Below are 11,544 nucleotides of genomic sequence, written 5' to 3'. Positions count from 1 at the left end.
GGTTTTCGGACAAGATCATGCCGAAGACCAAGATAGCGCTTCGTTTCGGCAGTGAGATCGCAGCGAAAACTCACGGCGGCAACGCGCGCCATCCGTGAGTTTGTATCAATTACAAAATGAACCCAGTATTTATGAAGTTCGATTTGTGGTCGCGCACGATCTCGTCGAGCAGCCGCTTGGAATCCTCGGTCTGCTTGGCAGCGATCATCGAGCGGATCGAGAACGAGCGCAGCGCATCGGTGACCGAGAGCGTGCCTTCCGCCGAATCCTTGCGCCCGGTGAACGGAAACACGTCCGGCCCGCGCTGACACTGGCAGTTGATGTTCACCCGGCAGACCTGATTGACCAACGGATCGACCAGCCGCCCGATGGTCTCGGGATCTTCGCTGAAGATCGAGACCTGCTGGCCGTGTTCGGACGTGATGACGTAATCCAGCGCCGTGTCGATGTCGTCGAACGCCATCACCGGGACAATCGGACCGAACTGCTCCTCGCGATAGAGCATCATGCCTTCCTTCACCGGATAGACCACGGCGGGATAGAACAGCGTGCCGCTGCTGGTGCCGCCGCCTTCATTGATGACCTTTGCGCCTTTCTCCACAGCATCGGCCACCAGCCGCGTCATATGCTCGACCTTGCCGAACTCCGGCAGCGGCGTCAGCGCAACACCGTTGTCCCACGGCATCCCGGCTTTCAGCTTGGCCAGCTCTTCGGTGAACCGCGCGAGAAATTTGTCGACGATCGAACGATGAACGATCAGCATTTTCAGCGCCGTGCAGCGCTGGCCGTTGAAGGACAACGAGCCGAGCAGACACTCCTTCACCGCGAGTTCGACATTCGCATCCGGCAGCACGATGGCGGCATTCTTGGCATCCAGTCCCAGAATGGCGCGCAGCCGGTTGACCTTCGGATGCATCTTCTTGAGATGGTCGGCGACGCGGCTTGATCCGATCAGCGTCAGCACATTGACCTTGCCGGATTCGAGCAGCATCGGCACCACCTCCGAGCCCTTGCCGTAGACCGTGTTGATGACGCCCTTCGGAAACGCGCTGCGGAAGGCTTCGAGCAGCGGCTGAAACAGCAGCACGCCGAATTTCGGCGGCTTGAACACCATGGTGTTGCCCATGATCAGCGCCGGGATCAGCGTCGCGAAAGTCTCGTTGAGCGGATAGTTGTACGGCCCCATGCAGAGCACCACGCCGAGCGGCGTGCGGCGGATCTGCCCGATGGTGCCGTCGACGATGGTGAAGCGCGAGTTGTCGTTATCGAGATGCTTCAGCGCCTCGATGGTCGCTTTCATGTATTCGACGGTGCGGTCGAATTCCTTTTGCGAGTCGCCAACCGTCTTGCCGATCTCCCACATGATCAGGGACACGATCTGCTCGCGGCGGGCCACCATCTGTTTGGTGAAATCCTGCATACAGCCGATGCGCTGCGCCACCGTCATGGTCGGCCATTCGCCGCGCCCGTTGTCGTAGGCCGCGACAGCCGCATCGAGCGCGACCTTTGCTTCCGGGATGCCGCCGATCGGATGACTGCCGAGTTCGACCTGCGCCAGCGAGCCGTCGGCCTTGCGCACGCAGATCGCCGAACGGACGGTCTCCACCGGCCCGGTCCACGGCATCAGCTTGCCGTTCACCAGAGTCTCGCGCTGATGAACCGGCGGCGGGACGCCGCAATCCTTCAGAGCGCTTTCTTCGGGGAATAATTCCTTCAACTGCTGCGACGTGAGCATCATGACCTCATCGATTGCGAGTGTTCCGCTAAGGACCGCTCCCGGCGGAAACTGCGGGCACGGAAAGGGGTGGAGGCGACCGGCGGCAACAGGCCGACCCTTCGAGAGCGACCCTTTAGACCAACCCTTGGGATGGTCAGTCTAGTGTGCCCGATGAATGAGTCGAAATGATAATATGCAGTGCTGTTTTTTATGACTGCATGGCAGGCGCTGATAAGAGCCGCGCTGCTCAATCGTGCGGCAACACAGTCCCGCGCGCGACAATGTGATCGCCGCGCGCGGGAACCATCAATTCTGCATCACGCCCGATAGATCCGCTTGAACTGCCGTTCCGCCGACGCCATCGCGCCCTTGAGGTCTTCGCGTCCGGTGCAGTAGTTCGCAAACATATCGACGACGACAAAGTCCGAGATCGCCGCAGCAGCACTTTCGTTCAGGGTGCCGATGCCAGCCGGTGTCGATGCCAGTTTTGCGACATCGCGATACGGCGTGTTCTTGGGATCGGCGGTCCAGATCGGATTCGCATCATAGGCAAGCAGGAAGTGCGACAGATATCCCTGCGCCGCCTCGATCCACGGATTGAACTGCGGCCCCTCCATCAGGAATGCCGTGAACGCCTTGCAGGCTTGCGGATACTTGGTGAAGTTGAAAATCAGGATCGGGAAGCCGAGATGCTGCTCGCGCACCTGACCGCTGATTCCAACCGGCAGATGTGCGTGATCCATGTCCTGCGCGATGGCGGGATTTTCCTTCTTCGCCGCGACATAGATCGAAATGCCGTTTGTCGTCAGATGAAGCTGGCCGGCCAGAAACGCCTTGTTGTTGGAGCTGTCGTTCCAGGAGACAACGCCGGGAATGAAATTCGCGTAGAGCGATTTGACGTATTCCAAGGCCTTCGCCGTCTCCGGCGAATTGACGATCACCTTGTTGTTCTTGTCGACGGTATAGGCGTTGTGCGCCCACATCGCCCAGGCGAGCCATCCGTTGGCGTCGCCCGTTGCATGGCCGAGCGCCATGCCCGCAGGCGTGCCGTTCTTGTTGAGGCCTTTGCCCAGTTCCTGGAATCCGCCGAGGTCTTTGGGAAACTCCTTGAAGCCGGCCTTCTGCATGGCCGCGACACGATAGTTCACAAGCCCGCCGCTGGCCGCGACCGGAATACCGAGCCACTTATTGCCCTTCTTGCCGTAGGCCACGCCGGATGGCGCCCAGCCGCCGTATTTCTTGCCGAGATAGTCGGCAACATCGGTCACGTCGGTGCATTTTTCGGGAAACAGATGCGGCAACGAATAGAGGCCCCACACCATATCGAGGCCCTGCCCGGTATTGGCCGCGACCGACGCCTTGGGCTGAATGTCGTCGAAGGATTCGTTGGAGACGTTGATCTTGACGCCGGTCGCTTTCTGGAAGGCGTCCACGATTTTCATGAAGGCGACGTCCTCAGCCTCCACAAATCGTTTCCATCGCAGCATGTTGATGGTGGCGCCGGCTTCCGGCTTCCAATGGGCGGTTTGCGCCCAGGCCTTGGCATAGCCAAGCATCTGGTCGGCTGACATGGTCGCCGTCGCAGCCAATGCCGCGGCACTTCCTTTGAGCAGAGATCGTCGATCCGGCGTAAACTCGGTCATAGTCATCTCCTCCCTGATGTATTGGCCGTTGATCGGCCAATATTTTTCAAATGATCGTTCGCGTGATTGAGCTTCCTTCTCGAATGGGCTTGGCAAGCCGCGCCCCAGCGCCGCCGATGTAATCATCTGCCCGCTGCGCGATCAATGCGCAGTGCGGGGCAAAGCCCCGATCAAAGTATAATGGAAGGTCTTGTCTGGGCGCTCGCCACGGCGATTGCAGCGCACGCGTATGCCTTGCGTGGGACTGGCGCTCCGGATCATGCCACCGCGGCTTGTGACTCCGACGCCCGGTGCATAGGAGTCGATCAGCCCGGGCGATGAGCGTGCCAGGAATTTCCGGCTTATGCAGCAAGCTCGATCAAGGCATCCACGATCCGTGATGAATCGTAAGGTTTGCGAAAGAAGCGGCTCTGACCCGGCAGGTCGTCGGACATAACATTCAGGTGCCCGGATACGACAATGAATTGTATTGGCGGCCACCGGCCCCTGACTAAAGCCGCCAACTCTATCCCGTTCATTCCGCCGGGCATATCGACGTCGGTAAATACGATGCAAACGTCGCTGCGACGTTCCAGAATATCGACCGCCTCTGCCGCATTCTTTGCGTAGATCGGCAAAAATCCCGCCTGCTCGACCAGATCACCCGCCATCAGGAGAAGCAAAGGCTCATTCTCGACAACAAGCACGTAGGTGTCAGTTTGCATTTGGTCTACCCGCTTGCTGGATCAAATTGAGCGGCGCTCGAAATTCGACCGCAAAGCCAGCATCGGTGTAACTCTTGGTAACATGGCCCGTTCCAACAAGGCCCAAATTGATCAGACGAGTTCCCAGGCCCGTACGAACGGGTTCAGTTGCGGGAGGACCGCCGTGCTCTTCCCATTTAAGAGTGAGATGAGAATCCGCGCTGGACCATGCAATTTCAACCGTTCCTGCCCTCCCACTCAATGAACCGTACTTGACCGCGTTGGTTGCCAACTCGTGCAGCAGCATGGACAGCGAGAGCGCTGCTTTCGGATCGAGGTCTACGACAGGTCCCGATATCTTGAACCGCTCAACCTGGCTGTGGGCTCCAAGGGCACCCACGACAACCTCGCGCATACCGGCGGACGACCAGCTTTGCTGCAAAAGAACATCGTGCGCCTGACTTAAGGCAACGATTCTCTGATTGAATGACGTGACAGCGGTCTTGTCCGTCACATTGCGCAGTGTCTGCGAAGCGATTGCCTGCACCAAAGACATCGAGTTCTTGATCCGGTGCCCCAATTCGTCGTTCATGAGCTGGAGCAGTTGCGCGGCCTTTTTCTGGTCGCTGATATCCTGAAACAGGATCGCGACCTGATGCTTGCCGAGCGCGCCGATACGGAACGCGTGGACGTCGAACCAGCGGCCATCAAGAGACTCGGCGCGGTGCTCAAATCGGGCCGCCTCACCCGTCAGGGCAACTTTGCCGTAGATTTCGAACCAGTATTCCTCGTGGTCTCGGGCAATGTCCCGCATCCACTTTCCGGTTGCGTCAGAAATGCCGGTTTGAACTGCGAAAGCCTTGTTGACCTCGACGAATTTATAATCGGTCGGCTTGCCTGAATGATCGAAGGCAAGTTCAACAACACAGAACCCTGCATCGAGCGAATTGAAAAGCAATTGATATCTGTTCGCGCTGTCTCGCTGCGCTTCCTGAGCGGCTCTACGCTCGGAGATTTCGGCGTGCAGTTCCTGAGACTGCCTCTCTTGAACTGCGATAACACGCCGATACTCGAGCTGAGTCATAACTTGCTTGGCAAGCACCTCCAGCGTGAGTCTCTGATGAGGCGTGATACCCTGGATGCGCGGCTTGCGGTCGAGGACACACACCGTCCCGAGCGGCAAGCCATCCGGCGTTTTCAGAAGCGCTCCGGCATAAAAGCGCAAACCATCGGCCGCCGTCACAAGGGGATTATTGGCGAACCGCACGTCCTTGGTCGTATCAGGTACGACCATTGTATTCTCTTGAAGGATGGCATGAGCGCAGATCGATACGTCCAGCGGCAGTTCGCGCGCACCAATACCGACTTCAGCCTTGAACCACTGGCGTCCCTTCGCAATCAAATTGACCACCGCTATCGGCGCATCAAATGTATCGGCGGCCAGTCTGACGATATCGTCGAAATCGGCTTCTGTCGGCGTATCGAGGATGCTGTAGCTATCGAGCGCCGCCAGCCGCGCACTTTCATCCCATGGGACGCGTTCTTCAGACTGAGTCATCGAGCCCCATGGAACGGATTGGAATGCCGGCGCCGCAAATCCATCAGGCCCCGTTATCATCAGGAGCCCAGCTCAAGCGCGCACTTGAAGTAAGCTGAAATACGCATTCAGGCCAATGGGTAAATATGAAAATCGAACCGAATGGGTCCCAAGATGGCGCAAGGCAGCCACAGCCTCGCCCGGCAACCCGGAAGGTGCCGCTGTCCTTGCGCCAGCGCGTGGATGTTCCACGCAAACAGCCGGGGCGACCGTTCGGAGTAAAACCGATGAAACTTGAATGCAGGCTGCTGGCGCTCCCTAGGGGAATCGAACCCCTGTTTCAGCCTTGAGAGGGCCGCGTCCTAGACCGCTAGACGAAGGGAGCGGGAAGGAGCGTTCTATAGACCGCCGACGCCCGCCGAGCAAGCTGTCGCCTCACCCGCCCGCCGAAGTTTTGCGGCCGAGCAGCGTCCGCGTCGCGACACGCTTCGCCTCGCCCTCGGCGGCGAGATAGAGAGCGCCCTTGCCGCCTTTGGCGCCGCGCACCGCCTCATTGATGCGATCGATGGAAGAGGGCTTCGGCGGCGCGCCGGCGACCTCCAGGCGTTCGGCGGCGGGCTTCGCCGCCGGCGCCGGCTTCGCGGCGCGATAATCCTCGATCGCGGTCAGTTCGCCGGCGATGACGGCGCCCTTCTCCAATTCGATCTCGCCATAGGTGATCTTACCCTCGACGCGTCCGCTGGCGCGCACGACGAGCAGCTGCTTGATCTCGATATGATCGGAAATCCAGCCGCTGACGTCGGCTTCCGTGGCGCTGACGTTGCCGCGGATGACGCCGCCCTGCCCGACCTGAATGACGCGCGCGGAGACGTCGCCCTCGATCGCGCCGTCGACGATGATGAGATCGGAGGCGGAGATTTCGCCCTTGAGCGTCACGCCGGCGCCGATATAGGCGACATTCTCTTCCTCGGGCCGAAAGTCCATCGCGTTCTTCGCCATCGCCAAGCTCCTCGGTCGCTCAAATGCTCGGAAAAGCTTACGTTGAGCGCGTCTCAACATTCAACGGAAAAAGCGCCCAGGGCGGCTCAGCGCGGCTTGTCGGTCGTCTCCGACAGCGGATGCAGATCGCGCACCATCGCCCGCATGCGCTCGTCGAGCACATGCGTATAGATCTGAGTCGTCGAGATGTCCGCGTGGCCGAGCAGTTCCTGCACCACGCGCAGATCGGCGCCGTTCTGCAGCAGATGGCTCGCAAAGGCGTGGCGCAGCGCATGCGGATGCATGTCGGCGGCAGGCAGGCCGGCGGCGCTCGCCAGCGCCTTGAGATCGCGCGCGAAGGCCTGGCGCGTCAGATGACCGCTGTCGCTGTCGGCAGGGAACAGAAAGCTCGAGCCGGCGCGCTCTAGCGCCATCTCCTCAAGCAGCTTGCGGTAGGAAAGAAGCGCGCGGCGCGCCCGATCGGTCAGTGGCGCCAGGCGCTCGCGCCCGCCCTTGCCGCGGATGGCGATGAAAGGATCGCGCGAATGCGCGGCTGTTTTAGGCAGCGAGACAAGTTCCGAGACGCGCAGGCCGGTGGCGTAGAGCGTTTCGAGCAGCGCATAGAGCCGCGCCGCCCGCAGCCGCTCGCGAACTGGCCGCGTCTCATCGTCGAGCCCTTCGCCCGCAACCGTGAGCAGCCGATCGATTTCCGCCGTGGAGAATACGCCGGGCGCGCTGCGCCGCATCCGCGGCCCGTCGAGCGCCGAGGCCGGGTCGTCGCCGCGATGGCGGTCAACGTAGAGAAATTTGTGGAACTGGCGAATCGCCGAAATGCGCCGCGCCACGGTCGCCGCCGACATGCCGCGCGGCTCCAATGACGCGAGATAGGCGCGAATATCTTCGGTCGTGGCGACGCCGGGATCGCGGCCGTTTGCGGAAAGATGCGCGATGTAATCGGAAAGATCGCGCCGATAGGCGTCCTGCGTATTGCGCGCCGCGCCGCGCTCGGCGGCGAGCATGTCGAGAAACGCGTCGAGCTGGCGCGCTGCGCCGGCTTTCATGCGCTTAACTCCCCAGCATCATTCCGCACAGGCGTCACGAATGACAGCCTTCACTTGTTCAACCGCTGCGCCGGGATCGTATAGGTCATCTGGCGCGGTTGCGGCGTCACATAAGCGACGAGCGCGACCATGACGCCGTAGACGATCGCGACGATGGCGCCGACGACGATCAGAAAGCGGATGAGACTCGGCAAGGATTCGACTCAGCCCCCGGTAAACCTGGAGACTCTCTTCGCCCGAACGCGCCTCGATTGCAACCCGCGCGCGATGGACAGCGCGGATGCGCTTGGAATCATCGGCGCAGAGGCGCGGCCGATCATGAAGAGAAGTTCATGTTGGAGCGGAAACGCGTCTGAGCGATTCGCGCGCAAATGCGCGCGCGGCGATGCGATCAAGTTCAGGAGGCGCGCGCCGAAATCAGAAATGCGTTTCGCTATCCTCGTCCTCGGGGCGAATTTCGTGGCGCATGATCAGCGGCGCCTGCGCCAGCGCGAAGACCAGCGTCAGCGGCAATATGCCGAAAACCTTGAAATTCACCCAGTCGTCGGTCGTCAGAATGCGGCGCAGGACTTCATTGAGCCCAGCCAGCGCGAAAAAGAACAGGCCCCAGCGTAGGGTCAGCTTGCGCCAGCCGGCGTCGTCAATGTGGATCGCCATGTCGAAGACGATCGGCAGCAGCAGCTTGCCGAAATAGAGCGCGCCGATGAGGCCGGCGCCAAACAGCGTGTAAAGGATCGTCACCTTCAGCTTGATGAAGGTTTCATCATGCAGAAAATAGGTCAGCGAGCCGAACACCAGCACCAGCACGGCGGTGACCACCGGCATCGCCGGCAGATGTCGGGTGATCGCCCATGAGACGGCAAGCGTCAGGACGACGCCGGCCATCAGCACGCCGGTCGCGGCGAAAATCCCATATTTTGAGTTGATGACGAAGAACAGCAGCAGCGGTCCGAGTTCCAGCGCCAGCTTCAGCCAGGGATTGAGCTTTCGTTTTGCCGCGATGGCCGTTTCCTGCGTCATCTCTCTTAGCTTTCCGCCTCTGACGTTTCTTCAAGCCCCGCGATCGCCCGTGCGAAGTCGCGCGCCGCAAACGGCTCCAGATCGTCGGCGCTTTCGCCCACCCCGATGAAGTGGATCGGCAGGCCGTAAGTCTCGGCGATCGCGACCAGAATGCCGCCCCGCGCGGTGCCGTCGAGCTTGGTCATCACCAGGCCGGTGACGCCGGCGACCCGCTCGAAAACATCCACCTGCTGCAGCGCGTTCTGTCCGACGGTGGCGTCGAGAACGAGCAGCACCGCATGTGGCGCCTCGGCTTCGGCTTTTTTCATCACCCGGACGATTTTTTCAAGCTCGGCCATCAACTCGGCGCGATTTTGCAGTCGGCCGGCCGTGTCCATGAGCAAAATATCGGCGCCCTGCTCCTTGGCGCGCTTGATCGCGTCGAAGGCGAGCGCCGCCGCATCGGCGCCTTCCGCGCCCGAAACGACTTCGGCGCCGAGCCGGTCGCCCCAGACCTTGAGCTGCTCGACCGCCGCGGCGCGGAAGGTGTCGCCCGCCGCAAGCACCACCGTCTTGCCCTCGCCCGTCCAACTTGCGGCGAGCTTGGCGATGGTCGTCGTCTTGCCCGAACCGTTGACGCCGACGACGAGGATGATGAAGGGCGTTTTGCTGTCGTCGACGACGAGCGGCTGCGCGACCGGCGCCAGCACGCGCTCGACTTCGCGGGCGAGGATTTCGCGCACTTCCTCGGGCTCGATGTCGCGCTCGTAGCGCGCCTTGCCGACCGCTTCGGTGATCCGCGTCGCGGCGCCGACCCCCAGATCGGCGCGCAGCAGCACGTCTTCGAGCTCCTCGAGCGTCAGCGCGTCGAGCTTGCGCTTGGTGAAAACGTCGGCGACGCCCTGGGTGATCGCCTGCGAGGTGCGCGAGAGGCCGCCGGACAGGCGCGACCACCAGGAGCGCTTTTCCTCCTCCGGCGGCGCTTGGGTCGCCTCTTGGGCCGCCTCTTCGGGCGCCGCCTCAGGCGCGGGCGCGCTCTGGCCGCCGCCAAACAGGCGGGAGAACATGCCGCGCTTTTTACCTTCGGATTCCTGGCTCATTCACGGGATGGCCTACACGAGTTACGCCGAAAGGGCTAGCGGGCGGAGCCCCTTGCCGCGCGCGTGGCGCGAAGGAACGCAATGCCCGTAAATTTGGCGGCGCTCGCGACGCCGCCGGAACATCCCGTGAAACGCCGGGTTGTTCTCGCGTCGAATGATTCGACGGGAGGCGCGCGATGCAAGCCACGACGCGACAGCTCTTCGCCGGCGCATGTGTGTTGACGCTGATCGGCGCCACGGCGGGCTCGGCCTTGGCGCAGTCTCCAGGATATTCTCCAGGCCAGCCCGGCTGGTATGGAAGGGCCCGGCCGCCCGCCTATGCCGGAGACTGCCGATTCCCCTATCCGCCGGGCTACCGCTACGATCTGAAAGACTGGCGCACCGGCTTCACCGATCGCGATTTTTCCTGTTACAGGCTCGATAGCGACTAAGCGCCGGGCGTGAGCGGGCCGGCGTCCCGGCCCGCTTCCTTCTTAAGGCAAGGCGATCGGGCGAAGGGCTTCCTCATCCTGAGGAGCGTGCGCAGCACGCGTCTCGAAGGACGAGGAAACCCGTTCCTCAGGCCGACGCCTCGGCGCAGCCCTTCGCCATCGCCGCGCGCCCCGCCTCGAGAATCTCTTCCGGCGTCAGGTCGCGCATATGCGTCGCGATCGACCATTCATGACCGAAGGGGTCGACCAGCTTCCCATAGCGGTCGCCCCAGAACATGTCGGCGACCGGCATTTTCGCGCTGGCCCCGGCGGCGATGGCGCGCGCGTAAACCTCGTCGACATTGTCGACCATCAGATGAATGGTGACGGGCGAGCCCTTCAAGGCCTTGGGCCCCAGCGCGCCCCATTCCGGCATTTCGTCGACCAGCATCAGCGTGGAGTCGCCGATTCGCACCGCCGCATGCATCAGTCTTCCGTCGGGACCGGGCAGGCGCATCATCTCCTGCGCGCCGAAAGCCTTCTTGTAAAATTCGATCGCGTCGGAAGCGCCGGCGCAGATGAGATGCGGCGTGATCGATCGCATGCGTTGACCATCATTCTCAACAGTGGCGTTCATGCTGTGGGTCCCTTTCTTCAGTATGCGTTTCAGCCCCTAACTTACGCAGCGCTTTGCGAAGCTTTTGTCCTTCGCCGTGCGAAAATTGCGCGTCGAGCGCGGCATGTTCGCGCCGCCAAATCGGCAGCGCCGCCGCGAGAAGCTCGCCGCCGGCGTCGGTCAAGAACAGTCTGCGCGCGCGGCGGTCCTTCTCGTCAAGTCGCGTCTCCACGAGCCCGCGCCGCTCCAAGGATTTCAGCGCGGCGGTGAGCGTCGTGCGATCCATGGCGAGCGCCTGCGCGAGTCGCCCCAGCGTCGGCGCCTGCGGCGCATTGAGCATCATCATCAGCGAGAACTGGCCATTGGTGAGCCGCAGCGGCGCGAAGGCGCGATCGAAGCGTCGCGCCAGCATGCGCGCCGCGCGTTGCGTCGCAAGGCAGAGACAGGCGTCGCGAACCTCATGAACGACCTCGATCGGCAGCTTCTTTGACATGGCGTCATTATGTTGATATCAACATTTATGACAATTGTCGAGTCGCGCGCTTCAGTAAACCATTGCCTCATCCTGAGGAGCGGCCGAAGGCCGCGTCTCGAAGGACGAGGAAACGGTTTCCCCTGGGAGGTTCGCCCGCAAACCGCGTCTCGAAGCACGAGGGCGAGTTCACGAAGGCGACGCATGAACATTTCCTCGTCCTTCGAGACGCCTGCTGCGCAGGCTCCTCAGGATGAGGAAACTTCTGTCCCCACAGTGGTCTCGTGAAAACGTAACCAGGAGCAGCCATGAGTTCGAAAGTCCATCC

The 11,544-nt window shown here is 61.7% G+C and carries 12 protein-coding genes and 1 tRNA gene; 1 reads left to right on the top strand and 12 read right to left on the bottom strand.

What is annotated here, in order from left to right; genetic code table 11:
- Window positions 1-109: 109 nt before the first annotated feature.
- From ACR65T_RS02180 to ftsY, 10 genes are all read right to left on the bottom strand, one after another.
- On the bottom strand, window positions 110-1,738 hold the full coding sequence (locus ACR65T_RS02180) for an NADP-dependent glyceraldehyde-3-phosphate dehydrogenase (protein ID WP_434494947.1): 1,629 nt from the start codon (window positions 1,736-1,738) through the stop codon (window positions 110-112).
- Window positions 1,739-2,034: 296 nt separating this feature from the next.
- Window positions 2,035-3,360 (bottom strand): ABC transporter substrate-binding protein, encoded by a 1,326-nt coding sequence (locus tag ACR65T_RS02175; protein ID WP_434494950.1) that lies wholly within the window; start codon window positions 3,358-3,360, stop codon window positions 2,035-2,037.
- 341 nt (window positions 3,361-3,701) lie between these two features.
- Window positions 3,702-4,064, bottom strand: a complete 363-nt coding sequence (locus ACR65T_RS02170) for a response regulator (protein ID WP_434494946.1) — start codon at window positions 4,062-4,064, stop codon at window positions 3,702-3,704.
- Entirely contained in the window at window positions 4,054-5,601 is a 1,548-nt protein-coding gene (locus tag ACR65T_RS02165; RefSeq protein ID WP_434494945.1) for a sensor histidine kinase, read from the bottom strand. The genes ACR65T_RS02170 and ACR65T_RS02165 overlap by 11 nt, the downstream gene beginning before the upstream one ends.
- A gap of 288 nt (window positions 5,602-5,889) precedes the next feature.
- A tRNA-Glu gene (locus tag ACR65T_RS02160) sits at window positions 5,890-5,965 on the bottom strand.
- A 50-nt stretch (window positions 5,966-6,015) separates the two neighbouring features.
- Window positions 6,016-6,579, bottom strand: a complete 564-nt coding sequence (locus tag ACR65T_RS02155) for a bactofilin family protein (protein ID WP_434494944.1) — start codon at window positions 6,577-6,579, stop codon at window positions 6,016-6,018.
- Between the two features lie 86 nt (window positions 6,580-6,665).
- Window positions 6,666-7,619: a tyrosine recombinase gene (locus ACR65T_RS02150; protein WP_434494943.1), complete on the bottom strand. Its 954-nt coding sequence runs from the start codon at window positions 7,617-7,619 to the stop codon at window positions 6,666-6,668.
- Window positions 7,620-7,669: 50 nt separating this feature from the next.
- On the bottom strand, window positions 7,670-7,813 hold the full coding sequence (locus ACR65T_RS02145) for a hypothetical protein (protein ID WP_014892238.1): 144 nt from the start codon (window positions 7,811-7,813) through the stop codon (window positions 7,670-7,672).
- A gap of 223 nt (window positions 7,814-8,036) precedes the next feature.
- Entirely contained in the window at window positions 8,037-8,639 is a 603-nt protein-coding gene (locus tag ACR65T_RS02140) for a septation protein A (RefSeq protein WP_434494942.1), read from the bottom strand.
- Between the two features lie 5 nt (window positions 8,640-8,644).
- Entirely contained in the window at window positions 8,645-9,718 is a 1,074-nt protein-coding gene (gene ftsY, locus ACR65T_RS02135) for a signal recognition particle-docking protein FtsY (RefSeq protein ID WP_434494941.1), read from the bottom strand.
- Between the two features lie 176 nt (window positions 9,719-9,894).
- Between ftsY and ACR65T_RS02130 the strand changes: the two genes are divergently transcribed.
- Window positions 9,895-10,149: a hypothetical protein gene (locus ACR65T_RS02130; RefSeq protein WP_434494940.1), complete on the top strand. Its 255-nt coding sequence runs from the start codon at window positions 9,895-9,897 to the stop codon at window positions 10,147-10,149.
- 127 nt (window positions 10,150-10,276) lie between these two features.
- On the opposite strand, the gene ACR65T_RS02125 is transcribed toward ACR65T_RS02130, so the two are convergent.
- Together ACR65T_RS02125 and ACR65T_RS02120 are read right to left on the bottom strand one after the other, a co-directional pair.
- A complete protein-coding gene (locus tag ACR65T_RS02125) occupies window positions 10,277-10,765 on the bottom strand; it encodes a VOC family protein (protein ID WP_434494939.1) in 489 nt (162 codons plus the stop codon).
- Entirely contained in the window at window positions 10,749-11,237 is a 489-nt protein-coding gene (locus ACR65T_RS02120) for a MarR family winged helix-turn-helix transcriptional regulator (RefSeq protein ID WP_434494938.1), read from the bottom strand. Before ACR65T_RS02120 ends, ACR65T_RS02125 begins: the two co-directional genes overlap by 17 nt.
- Window positions 11,238-11,544: the final 307 nt, after the last annotated feature.

Origin of the sequence: Methylocystis sp., assembly GCF_051061285.1 — a bacterium.
Taxonomy (GTDB): Bacteria; Pseudomonadota; Alphaproteobacteria; order Rhizobiales; family Beijerinckiaceae; genus Methylocystis.
The sequence above is the reverse complement of the archived record's forward strand: the minus strand, read 5'-3'. Positions and strand labels throughout refer to the sequence as shown.

What these genes read in the sequence shown, in the direction of transcription:
- ftsY (WP_434494941.1), bottom strand. Translation starts at nt 9,718, where the DNA reads ATGAGCCAGGAATCCGAAGGTAAAAAGCGCGGCATGTTCTCCCGCCTG.
- ACR65T_RS02165 (WP_434494945.1), bottom strand. Translation starts at nt 5,601, where the DNA reads ATGACTCAGTCTGAAGAACGCGTCCCATGGGATGAAAGTGCGCGGCTG.
- ACR65T_RS02155 (WP_434494944.1), bottom strand. Translation starts at nt 6,579, where the DNA reads ATGGCGAAGAACGCGATGGACTTTCGGCCCGAGGAAGAGAATGTCGCC.
- ACR65T_RS02170 (WP_434494946.1), bottom strand. Translation starts at nt 4,064, where the DNA reads ATGCAAACTGACACCTACGTGCTTGTTGTCGAGAATGAGCCTTTGCTT.
- ACR65T_RS02130 (WP_434494940.1), top strand. Translation starts at nt 9,895, where the DNA reads ATGCAAGCCACGACGCGACAGCTCTTCGCCGGCGCATGTGTGTTGACG.
- ACR65T_RS02120 (WP_434494938.1), bottom strand. Translation starts at nt 11,237, where the DNA reads ATGTCAAAGAAGCTGCCGATCGAGGTCGTTCATGAGGTTCGCGACGCC.
- ACR65T_RS02140 (WP_434494942.1), bottom strand. Translation starts at nt 8,639, where the DNA reads ATGACGCAGGAAACGGCCATCGCGGCAAAACGAAAGCTCAATCCCTGG.
- ACR65T_RS02175 (WP_434494950.1), bottom strand. Translation starts at nt 3,360, where the DNA reads ATGACCGAGTTTACGCCGGATCGACGATCTCTGCTCAAAGGAAGTGCC.
- ACR65T_RS02180 (WP_434494947.1), bottom strand. Translation starts at nt 1,738, where the DNA reads ATGATGCTCACGTCGCAGCAGTTGAAGGAATTATTCCCCGAAGAAAGC.
- ACR65T_RS02125 (WP_434494939.1), bottom strand. Translation starts at nt 10,765, where the DNA reads ATGAACGCCACTGTTGAGAATGATGGTCAACGCATGCGATCGATCACG.
- ACR65T_RS02150 (WP_434494943.1), bottom strand. Translation starts at nt 7,619, where the DNA reads ATGAAAGCCGGCGCAGCGCGCCAGCTCGACGCGTTTCTCGACATGCTC.